This window comes from Vulgatibacter incomptus (assembly GCF_001263175.1).
GTDB classification, from domain to species: domain Bacteria; phylum Myxococcota; class Myxococcia; order Myxococcales; family Vulgatibacteraceae; genus Vulgatibacter; species Vulgatibacter incomptus.
Window position 1 is genome coordinate 3,822,722 of record NZ_CP012332.1, and the last position, 14,905, is coordinate 3,837,626.

At 69.4% G+C, this 14,905-nt stretch carries 14 protein-coding genes and 1 pseudogene; 9 read left to right on the forward strand and 6 right to left on the reverse strand.

Annotated features, from left to right (window positions below; translation table 11 throughout):
* Window positions 1-33 precede the first annotated feature (33 nt).
* The 3 genes from AKJ08_RS16080 to AKJ08_RS16090 all read left to right on the forward strand — a co-directional run bounded on the left by AKJ08_RS16080 (window position 34) and on the right by AKJ08_RS16090 (window position 2,840).
* Window positions 34-879 carry an SDR family NAD(P)-dependent oxidoreductase gene (locus tag AKJ08_RS16080; RefSeq protein ID WP_050726997.1) on the forward strand — a complete coding sequence of 282 codons (846 nt, stop codon included), beginning with the start codon at window positions 34-36 and terminating at the stop codon, window positions 877-879.
* Window positions 880-955: 76 nt separating this feature from the next.
* Entirely contained in the window at window positions 956-2,299 is a 1,344-nt protein-coding gene (locus AKJ08_RS16085; protein WP_240475381.1) for a cation:proton antiporter, read from the forward strand.
* 187 nt (window positions 2,300-2,486) lie between these two features.
* Window positions 2,487-2,840 (forward strand): TM2 domain-containing protein, encoded by a 354-nt coding sequence (locus AKJ08_RS16090; RefSeq protein ID WP_082343280.1) that lies wholly within the window; start codon window positions 2,487-2,489, stop codon window positions 2,838-2,840.
* Window positions 2,841-2,943: 103 nt separating this feature from the next.
* Here the strand turns inward: AKJ08_RS16090 and AKJ08_RS21010 are convergent, their stop codons facing one another.
* The 3 genes and pseudogenes from AKJ08_RS21010 to AKJ08_RS16100 all read right to left on the reverse strand — a co-directional run bounded on the left by AKJ08_RS21010 (window position 2,944) and on the right by AKJ08_RS16100 (window position 5,559).
* Window positions 2,944-3,774: a M13-type metalloendopeptidase gene (locus tag AKJ08_RS21010; protein ID WP_420806387.1), complete on the reverse strand. Its 831-nt coding sequence runs from the start codon at window positions 3,772-3,774 to the stop codon at window positions 2,944-2,946.
* Window positions 3,766-5,153, reverse strand: a pseudogene (locus AKJ08_RS21015) (M13 family metallopeptidase); the annotation flags it as partial. The pseudogene AKJ08_RS21015 and the gene AKJ08_RS21010, both read right to left, overlap by 9 nt.
* Window positions 5,086-5,559, reverse strand: a complete 474-nt coding sequence (locus AKJ08_RS16100; RefSeq protein WP_050726998.1) for a hypothetical protein — start codon at window positions 5,557-5,559, stop codon at window positions 5,086-5,088. The pseudogene AKJ08_RS21015 and the gene AKJ08_RS16100, both read right to left, overlap by 68 nt.
* Window positions 5,560-5,691: 132 nt before the next feature.
* On the opposite strand from AKJ08_RS16100, the gene AKJ08_RS16105 reads away from it, so the two are divergent.
* The 4 genes from AKJ08_RS16105 to AKJ08_RS16120 all read left to right on the forward strand — a co-directional run bounded on the left by AKJ08_RS16105 (window position 5,692) and on the right by AKJ08_RS16120 (window position 9,986).
* Window positions 5,692-6,279: a LemA family protein gene (locus AKJ08_RS16105; RefSeq protein ID WP_240475384.1), complete on the forward strand. Its 588-nt coding sequence runs from the start codon at window positions 5,692-5,694 to the stop codon at window positions 6,277-6,279.
* Complete coding sequence (locus tag AKJ08_RS16110; protein WP_050726999.1) at window positions 6,276-6,947, forward strand: TPM domain-containing protein; 672 nt, start codon at window positions 6,276-6,278, stop codon at window positions 6,945-6,947. The genes AKJ08_RS16105 and AKJ08_RS16110 overlap by 4 nt, the downstream gene beginning before the upstream one ends.
* 150 nt (window positions 6,948-7,097) lie before the next feature.
* Entirely contained in the window at window positions 7,098-9,209 is a 2,112-nt protein-coding gene (locus AKJ08_RS16115; RefSeq protein WP_050727629.1) for a S46 family peptidase, read from the forward strand.
* A 156-nt stretch (window positions 9,210-9,365) separates the two neighbouring features.
* Complete coding sequence (locus AKJ08_RS16120) at window positions 9,366-9,986, forward strand: sterol desaturase family protein (protein WP_050727000.1); 621 nt, start codon at window positions 9,366-9,368, stop codon at window positions 9,984-9,986.
* Between the two features lie 65 nt (window positions 9,987-10,051).
* Here the strand turns inward: AKJ08_RS16120 and AKJ08_RS16125 are convergent, their stop codons facing one another.
* Together AKJ08_RS16125 and AKJ08_RS16130 are read right to left on the reverse strand one after the other, a co-directional pair.
* Window positions 10,052-10,429 carry a response regulator gene (locus tag AKJ08_RS16125; protein WP_050727001.1) on the reverse strand — a complete coding sequence of 126 codons (378 nt, stop codon included), beginning with the start codon at window positions 10,427-10,429 and terminating at the stop codon, window positions 10,052-10,054.
* Window positions 10,395-12,146 carry an ATP-binding protein gene (locus tag AKJ08_RS16130; RefSeq protein ID WP_050727002.1) on the reverse strand — a complete coding sequence of 584 codons (1,752 nt, stop codon included), beginning with the start codon at window positions 12,144-12,146 and terminating at the stop codon, window positions 10,395-10,397. The genes AKJ08_RS16125 and AKJ08_RS16130 overlap by 35 nt, the downstream gene beginning before the upstream one ends.
* A 163-nt stretch (window positions 12,147-12,309) precedes the next feature.
* Between AKJ08_RS16130 and AKJ08_RS16135 the strand changes: the two genes are divergently transcribed.
* Both AKJ08_RS16135 and AKJ08_RS16140 read left to right on the forward strand, forming a co-directional pair.
* On the forward strand, window positions 12,310-12,786 hold the full coding sequence (locus tag AKJ08_RS16135; protein ID WP_050727003.1) for a 4-hydroxylaminobenzoate lyase: 477 nt from the start codon (window positions 12,310-12,312) through the stop codon (window positions 12,784-12,786).
* 100 nt (window positions 12,787-12,886) lie between these two features.
* A complete protein-coding gene (locus AKJ08_RS16140; protein ID WP_050727004.1) occupies window positions 12,887-13,879 on the forward strand; it encodes a hypothetical protein in 993 nt (330 codons plus the stop codon).
* A gap of 105 nt (window positions 13,880-13,984) precedes the next feature.
* On the opposite strand, the gene AKJ08_RS16145 is transcribed toward AKJ08_RS16140, so the two are convergent.
* Window positions 13,985-14,815 (reverse strand): LEA/WHy family protein, encoded by an 831-nt coding sequence (locus tag AKJ08_RS16145; protein ID WP_050727005.1) that lies wholly within the window; start codon window positions 14,813-14,815, stop codon window positions 13,985-13,987.
* Between the last annotated feature and the right edge of the window lie 90 nt (window positions 14,816-14,905).

The following is a 14,905-nucleotide window of genomic DNA, read 5'->3' on the forward strand; positions in this document are numbered from 1 at the left end:
AACTTTCGGGGCCTGGCGCGTTGGGGGTAGGGAATGACCGCGATCGCGGGAAAGCGAGCTCTCATCACCGGGGCGGCGCGGGGCATGGGCCTCGGCATGGCCCAGCGCTTCGCCGCCCGCGGGGCCGAGGTCGTCCTCGTGGATCTCGACGAGGAGCGGCTGCGGACCGCGGAGGCCGAGCTTCGCCACGCGGGCCATTCGGTCCACGCGTTCCCGTGCAACCTGGCCAGGCGCGAGGCCATCGAGGACCTGCGGCGCGACGTGCTGGTGCGGGTAGGGCCGATCGACATCCTCGTGAACAACGCCGGGGTCGTCACCGGCGGAAGCTACGAATCGATCGCCGCGGCCCGCGACCAGGCCATGCTCGACGTCAACGTCGCGTCCGTGCACTGGATGACCAAGGCCTTCCTCCCCGATCTGATCCAGAGCCGCGGGGGTCACCTGGTGCAGATGGCGAGCGCCGCGGGCCTGTTGGGCGTCCCGGGACAGGCGCTCTACTGCGCCACCAAGTGGTTCGTGATCGGGCTCTCCGAGGCGCTGAGGGCCGAGTGGCTCGAGCAGGGCCATGATCGCATCCACCTCACCATCGCGTGTCCCGGCTACGTGGACACCGGGATGTTCGAGGGGGTCCACGCGCCTCGGCTGATGCCGATGCTCCACGCGGATCGCCTGGCCGAGAACATCGTCGACGCGGTGGAGGAGAACCGCCTCTACGTCCTCGAGCCGGCCCTCGTGAAGCTGACGCCGCTCCTCCACGCGGCGCTGCCCAGGGGCATCTTCGATCGGGTGGCGGACGCCCTGGGGATCTACGGCTCGATGCGCAGCTGGACGGGCCGAAGCGCAGATGAGGTTGCGAGAGGGGCTCCCGGGAGGAAATAAGGGGGTTGGCGTCTCGAGCGCCTTCCTTCGCTTTCCCCGGGGACCTCGGGGCAGCGCTGAAACGAAAGCCATCTCGATGTCCATCGTACTCCCGCGCAAGCGCTCGCTCGCCCTCCTGCCCGCCCTCGTCGTCGCCGCCCCGATGTTGGCCTCCGCCAATGGCGCCCACACGGATCCCACCGCGGGCGTGGCGATCGCGGTCGCCGCCATCCTCGTCGCGGCAATGCTCGGGGGCCACGTCGCCACCCGCCTCGGGCAGCCCGCCGTGCTCGGCGAGCTCCTGGCGGGCGTCGTCATCGGCAACCTGGGCCTGGTCGGGCTGGATCTCTTCGCGGGGATCGCCACCGATCCCCACATCGACCTCCTCGCCAACCTCGGCGTCCTCCTCCTCCTCTTCGAGGTCGGTCTGGAGTCGTCGGTGGCCGAGATGGCGAAGGTCGGCGTCTCCTCCTTCGTGGTGGCCATCCTCGGCGTGGTCGCGCCGCTCCTCCTGGGCTGGGGCGTGGGCGCCTGGCTCCTCCCCGACGAGGGCCTCTACGCCCACCTCTTCCTGGGCGCGACCCTGAGCGCGACCAGCGTGGGCATCACAGCCCGCGTGCTCCAGGACCTCGGCCGCTCCCAGACCGGAGAGGCGAGGGTGATCCTCGGCGCCGCGGTGATCGACGACGTCCTCGGCCTGATCCTCCTCGCGGGCGTGGTCGGCCTCATCGCCGCGGCCGATCAGGGCGGCTCGATCTCCTGGCTCGACATGGGCTGGATCCTGGTCAAGGCGGTCGGCTTCCTCGGCGGCGCGCTCCTCCTCGGCACCCGCCTCTCCCCGGGCGTCTTCCGGCTGGCCTCGCGCCTTCGGAGCCACGGCGCGCTCCTCCTCGTGGGGCTCTCGATCTGCTTCGTCTTCTCCTGGGCGGCGCATTTCATCGGGCTGGCGCCCATCGTCGGCGCCTTCGCCGCGGGCCTCGTCCTCGAGGAGGTGCAGTTCGAGCCCTTCGTCGCCCGCGGCGAGCCGACCCTCGGCAGGCTGGTCTCGCCCATCGCGGGCCTGCTGGTGCCGATCTTCTTCGTGGTGATGGGGATGCGCACCGACCTGCGCTCGTTCGCGATGCCGGGCGTGCTCTTCCTCGCGGTCGCGCTCATCGTCGCTGGTGTCGTGGGCAAGCTCGTCGCCGCGGCGGGCGTGATGGGCAAGGGGATGGACGCGCTCTCGGTGGGGATCGGGATGATTCCCCGCGGCGAGGTGGGCCTCATCTTCGCCAACATCGGCCTGGGCCTCACCATCGGCGGCCATCGGGTCGTCGATCCGGCGATCTTCTCCGCGATCGTCGTCGTGGTGATGGTGACCACCCTGATCACCCCGCCGGCGCTCAAGTGGAGCATGGAGCGCCGGGAGCGCCGCGCGAGCCGGGCCATGAAGGCCGCATAGGCGAGAAGCGCCGCACGCAAGAGACGGGGCTCCGGACGCGCCGCCAAGGCCCCCGATCCGCCAGCCGCGGCCGGCGAATGGTTCCGGCAGAATTTTGTTCTCTGCTCGACGCTTCGCGAGGTGGCTGCGTAGGATGGCGTCGCCCGGGGCTCGGCAACGGCCGGATGCCCGAGGGCAGGAGCAACGAATGTCGAGCTTCGCGATGAAGAGCGAGAACGAGAAGTTCTGCACCGAGTGTGCGGCCGTGATCCGCAAGGCCGCCGAGATCTGCCCCAAGTGCGGCGTTCGCCAGTTCGGTGCGCCCGGCGGGCTCGGAGCCGTCGCGCCGAACGGAAAGAGCCGGTTGGCCGCTGCGCTCCTCGCCATCTTCCTGGGAGGGTTCGGCGCCCACAGGTTCTACCTGGGCCAGACCGGGCTCGGCGTGGTCTACCTGCTCTTCTTCTGGACCTTCATTCCCACGGTCGTTGCCTTCATCGATTTCATCGTCCTCATCACGATGACCGACGATGCATTCGCAGCCAAATACGGCTCGGCGACCTGAGGCAATCGCAGGGCGAGCGGCGCTCGAGGTCGTCAAGCGTCCCGGAGAGACAGACGCGGCCGGGGTAGAGCACCTCGGCCGCGTCGTTTTTGTTCGCTCCTCGCTACCAGACGATGCAGCGCTTGGCTGGCGCCATCGGGCTTCCGGTCTGGCAGGAGAAGGCCTCCTGGAAGGCGGGCACGTTGGAGACCGAGCCGATCACGCGGTACTGCGGCGGGGAGTGGGGGTCGACCGTCACGAGCATCCGCGCGTACTCGTCGCGGCGGTTGGCGCACCACGACTGGGCGAAGGAGAGGAAGAACTGCTGCCCCTCCGTGAACCCGCCGTCCTTCGGCGCGTTGGCCTCGGGGACCCTCTTGGCGAAGGCGTTCCAGGCGGTCTGCAGGCCGCCGATGTCGGCGATGTTCTCACCCAGCGTGAGGTTCCCGTTCAGGTGCTCGCCGAGGACGGTGTAGCCCGCGTACTGCTCCACGACGCACTGGGCCTTCTCGGTGTAGGCCGCCGACACGGCCGGCGTCCACCAGTCGCGGAGGTTGCCGTCGGCGTCGAAGAGCCGGCCCTTGTCGTCGAAGCCGTGGGTGAGCTCGTGCCCCATCACCATGCCGATGGCGCCGGCGTTGGCCGCCGTGGAGGCGTTGGGCGCGAAGAACGGCGACTGCAGGATCCCGGCGGGGAAGACCATCTCGTTCATCAGCGCGTTGTAGTAGGCGTTCACCGTGGGTGGAGACATGTACCACTCGGTGCGATCCAGCGGCCGGCCGATCTTGTGGAGGTCGCGCTCGGACTCGAAGCGCGCCGCCGCGAGGCGGTTCTCCAGGTAGGAGGTCTTCACCACCTTGAGCTTGTCGTAGCTGCGCCACTTCTCGGGGTAGCCGATCTTGTTCTCGATCTTCTTCAGCTTCTCGAGGGCCTGTTCGCGGGTGGGCTCGTCCATCCACTCGAGGCCCTCCAGGGTGGAGTGGAATGCGCCCTCGATCCCGCCGACGAGGTCCTTGGCCACGGCCTTGCCCTGCTCGCCGAAGGTCTCGGCCACGTAGGGCCTGGCGAGCGCCTCGCCGAGGGCGCCGTCGACCGCCGCGACGCAGCGCTTCCACCTGGGGAGGATCTTCTCCTCGCCGGTGAGCTGCGAGGAACGGAAGGCGAAGTCCTCCTGGACGAAGGCCTCGGGCAGGGCCGGCGCCGAGGAGTTGACCAGCTGCCAGCGCATGTAGGTCTTCAGGTCCGCGAGGCCGCGGGTGCCGAGCACCTGGTCGAAGCCCGCGAAGAACTCCGGCACGGCGACGTTGATCTTCTCGATGCCCGGGTGTCCCAGGCCCTTGAAGTAGGCGTTCCAGTCGAAGCGCGGCGCGGCCTTCTCCAGGCCCTTGCGCTCGAGGCGGTGGTAGACCTTGTAGGGATCGCGCCGCTCGGTGCGGGGCATCGACGCCTCGGCGAGGGCGGTCTCGATCTCCATCACCGTCCGCGCGCTGGCGGCGGCGGCGTCGGCGGGGGCGCCGGCGAGCTCCATCATCCTCGCCACGTGGATCATGTAGGCCATGCGGATCGCCTGGGAGCGCTCGTCGTTCCGCAGGTAGTAATCGCGGTCGGGAGGCCGAGGCCGCCCTGGTCCGCGCCGCCGATCACCTGCTTCGCGTCGCGGAAATCCTGCTCGGAGCCGAAGCCGAAGAAGACGTTGACGCCGGAGAGCTGGAGGCGCGCCACCTCGGCGGCGAGCTGCTCGGCGCTGCCGACCGCGTCGATCCGGGCGAGCTCCTCGGTGAGCGTCTCCATCGACGCGAGCGGAGCCTTCTCCTCGTCCATGCAGGTGGACCAGAAGGCGCCGAGCTTCTCTCCATAGGGCGTCTGCAGCCGGCCCGCCGCGGCGTCCTCGAGGATGCGGCGGAGCAGGAGCTCGTTGCGCGCCTGGATCTCCGAGAAGCTCCGGTACCAGGCCGGACGGTCGGCGGGGATCGCCGTGGCCGCCATCCATCCGCCGCAGGCGTACTGGTAGAAGTCGTTGCAGGGGTCTGCGGCGCGGTCGAGGGCGGCCTCGTCGACCTCCATTGGGGGCGGGCGGGGCGCGGAGGCCTCCTCCTCGGAGAGGACGGAGGCAGGCCGGGGTTCGGCGCTCTTGCAGGAGGCGAGCGCGAGGCAGGCGAGGACGGCGAGCGGAGTCTTACGCATGGGGCGGCAGGCTACTACACGCGCGCGCGCCCGGAGCCAGCTTCGAACCGAGGAGAGTTCGTGAAGCGAACTCGCGCTCCGTCTAGTTTCCGGCGACGTCGCCCTCGCCGGGCCGAGGTGCGGGAGCTCCGTCGTCCTTCGCGGGCGCATCCGCCTCCGGAGCGACGGCCGTCTCCGTGGGCTCCGCGTCGCGGTCGGCGGGCGCTCGACCGTACCGCTGGAAATACGCGACCAGCTCGTGGTGCTCGGCGATCGAAGGCGTCGGCAGCGGCGCCATCACCCGCGAGATCATCCGGCCGCGCATCTCCTCCACCACCGCCGGCCACTCCTCCGGGGTGTGCAAGCTCGGCAACGGCACCGCGTGGCAGCTCCGGCAGTAGCGCGCCGCGAGCTCCGCCCCGCGTCCGTCCGGATCCGGCAGGTCCGCGCGCGTGGTGCCCTGCGGCATGGCGCGTCCGGCCTCCGGCCCCGGCTGCAGGCCCATCAGCGCGATGAGCGCGGACAAGCCGAGGAGCAGCATGGCGCCGAGCCCGATCAGGAGAAGCTTTCCCCGCATCCGCGATACCTCCGGCGCTCTCTCTATCCCCGACCGTCGGCGACGAAAAGCCCGTTGCGCGATCCAATCAGGCGGGCGGCCGACGGAGGACGAATTTGTGGTCGGACGAACCCCCGCCGCTACAATGCCGCCGTGCGCAAGATCCTTCGTTCGTCGCTATTTGCCCTCGCCGCCGCGCTGACCCTCTCCGGCTGCGGGATCCAGTCCATTCCCCAGGCCGAGAACCAGGTGGACGCCGCCTGGGCCGAGGTCCAGAACCAGTACCAGCGCCGGGCCGACCTGGTCCCGAACCTGGTGAACGTGGTGAAGGGCTACGCCGCTCACGAGCGCGAGACCTTCGAGGCCGTGACCGCCGCCCGCTCCCAGGCCACCCAGATCACCCTGCGGGTGGACGAGCTCACGCCCGAGAAGCTCCAGGCTTTCGAGAAGGCCCAGGCGCAGCTCAAGGGGGCCCTCGGCAGGCTGCTCGCGGTGGCCGAGCGCTACCCCGATCTCAAGGCCAACGAGAACTTCCGCGACCTGCAGGTGCAGCTCGAGGGCACCGAGAACCGGATCGCGATCGCGCGGCGGCGCTACATCGACTCGGTGCAGCACTTCAACAACCAGATCACCGTGCCGCCCACGAGCTTCACCAACTCGATTTTCTATCACAAGGAGCGGAAGGCCCAGTTCACGGCCACGACCGAAGGGGCCGAGAAGGCGCCGGAGGTCCGCTTTTGATCGCGGCGCTCGCGGGCGCGCTGGTCCTCGCGCTTCTGCCGGTACCGCCCCTCTCCGGGCCCGTCGTCGATCGCGCCGGCGCTCTCAGCCAGCCGGAGCGGGCGCGGCTGGAAGAGCTGGCAAAGGGCGCCCGGGCGACCAAGGGCGGAGAGGGTCCCCAGCTTGCTTTCCTGATCGTGAAAAGCCTCGAGGGCGAGCCCATCGAGAGCTACTCGATCCGCGTGGCGGAGCAGTGGAGGCTCGGCTCGAAGCAGGCGAGCAACGGTCTGCTCTTCGTGGTCAGCCTCGACGATCGCGAGGTGCGGATCGAGGTCGGCGGCGGGATCGAGGGCGAGCTCACCGACGCCCAGGCCGGGCGCATCATCCGTGAGACGATCGTTCCCGCGTTCCGCCAGGGCGCCTACGGCGCGGGCCTGCGCGCCGGCGCCGCACGTGCCCTCGGGCACCTGGGGATCGATTCCCCGGGCGCCGCGCCCCGGGAGGCGGGCAGGGAGGCTTCTCCCCTCGAAGCCTTCATCGTCATCGCGCTGATCGTGGTGATCGCGATCTTCGGGAGGCGCCTGGGGATCCCCATGGGCCGCGGCGGCTTCGGGGGCAGGGGGGGCGGAGGCGGCTACCGCGGGGGCGGTGGCGGCTTCTCGGGAGGCGGCGCCTCCGGAAAGTGGTAGGGCCTTCCAGCCCAACAGGACGGCGGCTGGAGAGAGCCCGCAGCGCTTGACCGGGCCGCTCCACTCCCGTACCGCGGTGGGACCCGAGACGACGATCGTTCAGGCCGCATGGAGGCGGCCGGCGACGTCGAGAACGAAAGGAAACGATCGATGCCGAACTCGAAGCACCGACTCCGCAAGGCCGCCCTCGCCGGTGCCGCGGGGGTTCTCGTGGCCTCGGCCCCCGCCTTCGCGGACGAGGGGATGTGGACCTACGACAACTTCCCCGCCGCCAAGGTGAAGGAGAAGTACGGCTTCGAGCCCGGCCAGGACTGGCTCGACCACGTTCGCCTCTCGTCGGCCCGCCTCGCCGGCGGCTGCTCCGCGAGCTTCGTCTCCGCGAACGGCCTGGTCCTCACCAACCACCACTGCGTGCACAGCTGCGTGCAGCAGCTCTCCTCCGCCAAGCACGACTACGTGCAGCAGGGCTTCCTCGCCCGCACCAAGGCCGAGGAGCGCGTCTGCCCGGCGATGGAGCTGAACCAGCTCGTCTCGATCACCGACGTCACCGCCGAGATCGCCGACGCAACCAACGGCCTCGAGGGCAAGGCCTACAGCGAGGCGCTGAACGGGGCGATGTCCGGCCTCGAGAAGAGCTGCGCCTCGGGGAGCGACGTCCGCTGCGACGTGGTCACGCTCTACAGCGGCGGGCGCTATCACCTCTACAAGTACCGCCGCTTCCAGGACGTGCGCCTGGTCTGGGCGCCGGAGCTCTCCACCGCCTTCTTCGGTGGCGACCCGGACAACTTCATGTTCCCCCGCTTCAACCTCGACGCGGCCTTCGTGCGCGCCTACGAGAACGGGAAGCCCGCGCAGCTCGATCATTTCCTCCGCTGGTCCGAGGAAGGGGCGAAGGCGGGTGACCTCTCCTTCACCTCCGGCCATCCGGGCCGCACCGATCGGCAGCTCACCATCGCCGAGCTCGAGGTGCAGCGGGACGTCCTCCTTCCCCGCCGCCTGATCTACCTCTCCGAGCTCCGCGGCATGCTCACCGAGTTCCGGAACCGTGGCCCCGAGCAGAAGCGCACCGCCAATGGTCTGCTCTTCTACGTGGAGAACAGCACCAAGGCTCTCGGCGGGATGCGGAACGCCCTCGTGGAGAAGGACTTCTTCGCCTCCAAGGTCGCCGACGAGCAGAAGCTCCGCGCCTGGGTCGCGGAGGATCCGACCCGCGCCGCGACGTACGGAGCCGCCTGGGATCGGATGGCCGGCGCCCAGCGTGAGTTCCGCGCGTCGATGAACGAGTACTACTTCGTCGAGGGCGGCAACCGGAGCCCGTGGGGCTTCCAGGGCGACTTCTTCGGCTTCGCCCGCACCCTGGTCCGCGCCGCCGAGGAGAAGCCGAAGGCGAGCAACAAGCGCCTGCGCGAGTACAACGACGCCAACCTCCCCGCCATCGAGGCGCGGCTCTTCAGCGGCGCTCCCTTCTACCCCGAGCTCGACGAGGCGCTGCTGACCTTCAGCCTCACCAAGCTGCGGGAGGCCCTCGGCACCGACCATCCGTTCGTGAAGAACCTGCTCGGCAAGGAGTCCCCCGAGACCGTGGCGCGCAAGGCCGTCCGCGGCTCGAAGCTGGGCACCGTCGGGGCCCGCCGGGCCCTCTACGAGGGTGGCGCCAAGGCGATCGCCGCCTCCAACGATCCGATGATCGTCCTCGCTCGCCGGATCGACGCCGACGCACGGGCGATCCGCACCCGCTACGAGGAGAAGGTCGACGGTCCCCAGCGCGTGAACGGCGGCCTCATCGCGAAGGCGAAGTTCGAGGCCTACGGGACGAGCGTCTACCCTGACGCGACCTTCACCCTGCGCCTCTCCTACGGCGCGGTGGAAGGCTGGGAGCAGGACGGAAAGGCCGTCGCCCCGATCACCGAGCTCGGTGGCGCCTTCGAGCGCGCCACCGGCGAAGACCCCTACGCGCTTCCGCCGAGCTGGCTGAAGGCAAAGGGGAAGCTCGCCCTCGCGACGCCGATGAACTTCGTCAGCACCAACGACATCGTCGGTGGCAACTCGGGCTCTCCGGTGGTGAACCGCAACGGCGAGGTCATCGGCCTGATCTTCGACGGCAACCTCCCGTCGCTCGGCGGTGACTACGGCTTCGATCCTGCGGTCAACCGCGCGGTCGCGGTCCATAGCCAGGCGATCATCGAGTCGCTGCGGACGATCTACGGCGCAAGCTCCCTGGTGGACGAGCTCCTCCCGGTGAACACCGCCAACGGCCGCTGAGGAAGCTCCGTTTGCCGGACAACGCCTCGATCCCCGAGGCGATTTGGGCCCCTGCCGAGCGGCCGGGGCCCGCTCCCCCTGTCAGCCCCCACCCCCGCGTTCCGGGGGCTGATTCGGGAGCGAGCGGGTACACACCCTTTGGTTCGGAGGTTTCCCATGCTCCGATCCAAGGCCACCCCCGAATCCCCTCCGATGTTCGCGAGCGAGCTCCTCGACGGCTTCTCGCGAACACCGTTCTTCGTCGTCGCGATTCTCTTCGTCCCGATCGTTCTCGGGATGGTGGCGATGGGGATCCACGTGGGCGGGGTCGGACCGCTCGGGGCGGTCGGGCTCTTCTTCGGGGGCCTGGTCACCTGGACGCTCACCGAGTATTGGCTGCACCGGACGCTCTTCCACTGGGAGCCCGAGGCCTCATGGGGACCGCGGTTCCACTTCCTCCTCCACGGCGTTCACCATCATTGGCCGAAGGATCGCCTCCGGCTGGTGATGCCCCCGACCGTGAACCTCCCGCTCACCGTCCTCTTCGGCTCGTTATTCTGGCTGGTGCTCGGGCCCCGGGTCTGGTTCTTCCACGCGGGCTTCTCGCTCGGCTACATGACCTACGACCTGATGCACTACTACCTGCATCACGGCCATCCGAAGGCCCACCTGCTCCGCAAGCTCCAGGGCCATCACATGAGCCACCACTTCAACAAGGCTTATAAAGACAAGCGCTTCGGAGTCTCGAGCCCGATCTGGGATTGGGTGTTCCACACCAACTCGCCCGCTCAGCCGTAGCGCGAGCGTGTTAGGGAGCCGGCACTCCACAGAGGCCGGTTCCTTCGCGTTCTCTCGTCTCGCTTTCAGCCGGAGTCCGCGGCGCCGACCTGACTGGCCACGATCTCCAGCAGGCTGTCGAGGTCGAAGGGCTTGCCCAGCCAGCCGTTCGCGCCAATCTCGTTCGCGCTCCGGTGCGCGTTGTCGGCAGCCGTGACGATCACGATCGGCGCCTCGTGGTCGTGGGCCTCGCGGAACCGCTTCGCGAACTCGGCCCCGTCCATCACCGGCATCTTCATGTCCAGGAGGATCAGGTCGGGCATGACCTTCTCGACCGCGTCGAGGGCGCGGACTCCGTTCGTCGACGTGTCGACGCGATAGCCCTCGAGATCCAGGGTCTCGGCCATCAGCGAGAGCAGGTCGGGATCGTCATCGACGATCAGCACCCTTGGCGCCGAGTTCATCGCCCTCTCCGAGTGGGATCCGGAACTGGAAGGTGCTTCCCTTTCCCTCCCGGCTGTCGAACCACATCCGACCCCCATGCTGGCGCACGATCTCGCTCGAGATGTAGAGGCCTACGCCCATGCCTCCGTAATCATAAGGCGTATCCGTGTGCGCCCGGTAGAAGGGCTGGAAGATCCGATCCTGCTTGTCCGCGGGAATTCCCACGCCGAAGTCGCGCACCTTCACCTGTGCCGAGCCATCCGCCGGCGCGACCGAGACCTCCACCGGCTCTCCGGACGGTGAGTATCGGAGGGCGTTGTCCAACAAGCTTCGCACCACGTAGCCGATCCGCTCGTGGTCCGCGAAGATCGAGATGGGCGCTTCCTCCGCCTCCAGATCGATCGTTCGGTCGGGCTGCTTGCGGGCCACGCGCTCGACCGTCTTCGTCACCAGCTTCACGAGGTCGAAGCGCTTGGGGAGCAGCCGCAGGCCGCCCGCCTGGAGCTGCGAGATGCCGAGGAGATCCTGGACGATCCGGGCGATGCGATCGGAACCCCGGTCGATGGCCTCCAGCCTCGAGAGCTGGGCCGGGGGCGAGCCCTCCGCTCCCCTCAGCGCGAGCTGGGCATAGCCCTTCATGATCGCCACCGGCGTCTTCAGCTCGTGGGCCGCTACGCGGATGAACTGATCCTTCATCCGATCGAACGCCACCGACTCGGTGATGTCCGTCATCACCGCCACGGCGCCGAGGATCTCGCCGTTGGCGCTGTGGATCGGCGCGGAGCTGATCCGCACGTACTTCTGCGTGCCGGTGTTCCGGAGGACGATCTTCATCGCCTGGTTGGTGACGGGCTCGCCCTTGAGCGAGCGGCACGGTGGGAGATCCTCGACGGCGATCGGCTCGTCCGACATGTCGAGCATCTCTGCGAAGGCGTCGTATTCGGAGCAGGGCCGGAGCAGGTCATCGGCGCGCTCCAGCTCGAAGAGGCGCCTCGCGCCCTCGTTGGCGAACGTGACCTGCTCGCCGGGGTCGATCACCCAGACTCCGTCGACGATCGAGGCCAGCACGGCCTCCCACTCCGCGGCGCGCTGCCAGGCGCTCTGGGTGAGAGCCCGCTGCTCTCGCAGGAGCTGCTCCCGCTCCTCCCTCCCGCGCCAGCCCTGGATCGCCGCGCTGAGGATGCTGCCTGCCGCCTGAAGGGCGTCCCTCTCCTCATCCGTCCAGCGGCGGGGGGTGAAGCACTCGTCGAAGCCGATGAAGCCCCACCAGCTCCCCTCCACCAGGAGCGGAACGAAGAGGAAGCTCTGGATCCCCTGGGGCTCGGCGAATTCCACCTCGGCGTCGGTGAAGTTCTCGAGGTGGGTCTCGTAGACCTTGCCGCGGGAGAGGGTGTCGGCCCATGGCTGCAGCCCCATCTCCTCGTAGTCCATGTGCTGCATCACCGGGTTCTCGAGCTGCGGCGTGATCCCCTCTGCCACCCACTCGAAGAGCTGGCTGGTGGCCAGCTCGCCGTCCCGCGTCAGCTCGTTCTCGAAGACGTAGACCCGGCTCACGTCCGCGGCCTCGCCCAGCCGCTCGAGGACCTCGTCGATCCGCTCGGCCAACGAGGCGCTCGTGAGGAAGGACTCGGCGGCGAAGCGCACGGCGGAGAGGATGTCGCTCGCCCGCAGGCGGCTCTTCCGCTCGGCCGTCTCCCGGCCCTCGGTATGTTCCGCTGAGGTGTCCGTCGGCTCCAAAGGCTCGATGACTCCCTGCGCCCGGTTCGATCCCCTTGGGAGGATGCTCGTCGGACGCCTTCGACTTGCCGCGATCCGCCCGTGCGTACGGCGCGGCCAGACCGGCCTGCCGTGTTAGTTTGGCCATCCCGGCCTCGAGCTGGCCGGGTGAAAGGTCCCCGCCATGGCTCTGTCGGCCTCTCTCGTCACGGAACTCTCTCGACTCGCCCACCTGGTCGCCGAGCTCGACCTGAGCCGGCCCGAGGAGGCCGTCCGCGCACTGGACGAGGCGCTCCCTACGGGGAGGCGCCGCGATTTCGAGACCATGCTCATCGAGGCCCATGGAGAAGGGACCCTCACCCCCAGGCAGGGCACCCCGGAAGGGGTGTGGTTCGGGCGGGTCGCCAAGCCCTCCGTCGAGACCTCCGAGATGAGCATCGACGCGGTAGACATGGAGGGCGAGGCCACGCCCCACACCCACCCGCGGGGCGAGGTGAGCTTCTGCGTCGCGCGGGAGGGCGCGCCGCTCTTCGACGGGCACTCGCCAGGATGGGTCGTCCTGCCGCCGGGCAGCCACCACACGCCGACCGTGGTCGGCGGGCGGATGCTCATCGTCTACTTCCTCCCGGGCGGCGCGGTCGAGTGGGGGCCCAAGGCCTAGGCCTCGGAGTCAGTCAGTGCGCCGCCGACTGCATCGGTCGACGACCGAGCCGGCCATCGCTAGACTGCGCCCGAAGAGCCGCGGAAAAGAGCCGTAAAGCGTGGACCACCTCCCCCTCGAAAAGCTTCGCTCCATGGAGTCCGGCGGTCCGTTGGATCGCCTGGCCCGCCTCGTGGTCGACGAGGACCTCGCCACCCCTGTCGGTCGGCTGATCGACTCGCGCTTCATCGCGGGCGTGGTGCGGACCGGGCTGCGGGCGTGGATCGACTCGGACGCCGCGGAGGGCTGGATCCTCTCGCGGGTGAAGGAGCTGGAGGCCTGGCTCGCCGAACGCGACGCGTCGGTGGGGGAGCTCGTGCCGCAGGAGATCCAGGACGCGTGCCTGGAGCTCGCCAGCCGGAGGTACACACCCAACCGCGGGCTCACCCTCTTCCTCCTCGACCGCGAGCCGATCCGGCTGCTCCTGCGGAACCTCCTCATGGACGAGCTCCTTGCCTTCGGCCGGAAGATGCGGGCGCCGGTGGTGGAGAACCCGCTCACCAAGGGCCTCGGCAGCCTGGGCCGGGCGGCCAAGGAGCGCGCGCGCACCAGCGGCGGCGCTTTCGCTGCCCTCGCAGGCGACGTGGTCGGCGCCGTCTCGAGCGAGCTCGAGCGCCAGCTCGATCGCAAGGCCGCCGAGTTCGCGGACGCCGCCCTCTCTCGCGTGCTGCAGCGTCTCGCCGACCTCCTCTGCGACCCCGCGCGCGCCGCCGAGCAGGCCGCCCTGCGTCGGGCCCTGGTGGAGGGGATCTTCGACCTCGAGGCGTCCGAGGTCGGCGAGGAGCTTTCCCGAAGCGAGCCCGAGGTCGCGTCCGAGATCATCCGCCGCGGCCTCGCAACCTGGCTCAAGCGCGACGAGTCGGCCGACCACCTGGCCGAGATGCTCGAGGCCATCTTCAAGCCCGACGCCCACCTCCCGCTGCGCGACGTCCTCGACCTCCTCGGCCTCGTCGACAGCTACGTCGAGCTCGCCCACCACACGATCCTGCGCCGGCTGCGCAGCCTCGTCGATTCGCCGGCCTTCGAGATCTGGCTAAGCGATCTGCTCGCCTGAACTGCGGCATCCGGCCGGAAGTCACAGGCCCGGATTTGGCGAGGGGGCCTGCCCGGTCGGCGCGGCCCAGCTCCGTCGCCGCACTCGCGGCCGCGCCGAAGGTCTTCAGCGCGCGGTGAGGCGCTTCTTCAGGTCGATGGGCGTGGCGATCTTGCCGAGGCCGAGCTGGCCGGTGACGCCCACGTCCGCGGGCTTGCCGGAGATGAGCGAGAGGACGGCGCTGCTGGCGCCGGCGAGGCTCACGCCGACGGGGATCTCGATGCGGCGGCGCTCGCCGGGGTTCACCAGGGCGCCCTGCGCCTTGCCGCCGCCCACCTTGCTGCCGCCGAGCTGGAGCGCGTAGTCGAGGCCGGTGACGGGCAGGGGAAAGGCGTTGTGGTTGGTGACGTCGAGGGCGAGGGCCACGGTGGCGCCGGAGGCGCTCTTCTGCGGCACGGAGATCCCGGCGAGGTCGAGGCTCGGGAGCTTGGGCACCTCGATGAGACCGCTCTTGGAGATGGGCAGGGAGATCACGCCCAGCGGGGAGTCGACGCCGAGGCTGCCGCTGGCGCGGTAGCCCAGGGAGCTCTTGGTGAAGAGGGCGGTCACCGTTGGGATGACGTCGAGGAAGTGCACCTGGGCGGGGAAGACCAGGGTCTGCTTCTTTCGCGGCTGGATCTTCAGGCCCTGGTTCGGCGAGCCCGAGAGGATCCGACGGCCCTCGACCTCGAGCTGGTAGGCCACCTTCGCGAGGTTCAGCGGGACGTCGTAGGGGTTGTCGAGCTCGTAGACGAGGTCGAGCTGGACCTGGTCGAGGGACCAGCCGGCGAAGCGCACCTCCTTGAAGGTGAGGTCGGGCTTCTTGTTGCCCGCGATCATCTGCAGGAGCGAGCAGCCGCTCGAGTTGAGAAAGGTCGCGCAGAGCAGCAGGAGGATCCACGTTCGGCTTCGTCGCATGGGGCGTTCTTTCGGCGCGCTCTCGGCTCGCGTGCCAGTGCAGGGCCGTGCTGGTCGGCCGCTCGAGCGTTGGACGTGGCCCGCGGGTGC

Coding starts and splice junctions, on each gene's coding strand:
- AKJ08_RS16080 (WP_050726997.1), top strand. CDS start 34: ATGACCGCGATCGCGGGAAAGCGAGCTCTCATCACCGGGGCGGCGCGG.
- AKJ08_RS16100 (WP_050726998.1), bottom strand. CDS start 5,559: ATGCGGGGAAAGCTTCTCCTGATCGGGCTCGGCGCCATGCTGCTCCTC.
- AKJ08_RS16120 (WP_050727000.1), top strand. CDS start 9,366: ATGCTCCGATCCAAGGCCACCCCCGAATCCCCTCCGATGTTCGCGAGC.
- AKJ08_RS16135 (WP_050727003.1), top strand. CDS start 12,310: ATGGCTCTGTCGGCCTCTCTCGTCACGGAACTCTCTCGACTCGCCCAC.
- AKJ08_RS16145 (WP_050727005.1), bottom strand. CDS start 14,815: ATGCGACGAAGCCGAACGTGGATCCTCCTGCTGCTCTGCGCGACCTTT.
- AKJ08_RS16090 (WP_082343280.1), top strand. CDS start 2,487: ATGTCGAGCTTCGCGATGAAGAGCGAGAACGAGAAGTTCTGCACCGAG.
- AKJ08_RS16085 (WP_240475381.1), top strand. CDS start 956: ATGTCCATCGTACTCCCGCGCAAGCGCTCGCTCGCCCTCCTGCCCGCC.
- AKJ08_RS16115 (WP_050727629.1), top strand. CDS start 7,098: ATGCCGAACTCGAAGCACCGACTCCGCAAGGCCGCCCTCGCCGGTGCC.
- AKJ08_RS16125 (WP_050727001.1), bottom strand. CDS start 10,429: ATGAACTCGGCGCCAAGGGTGCTGATCGTCGATGACGATCCCGACCTG.
- AKJ08_RS21010 (WP_420806387.1), bottom strand. CDS start 3,774: ATGGACGAGCCCACCCGCGAACAGGCCCTCGAGAAGCTGAAGAAGATC.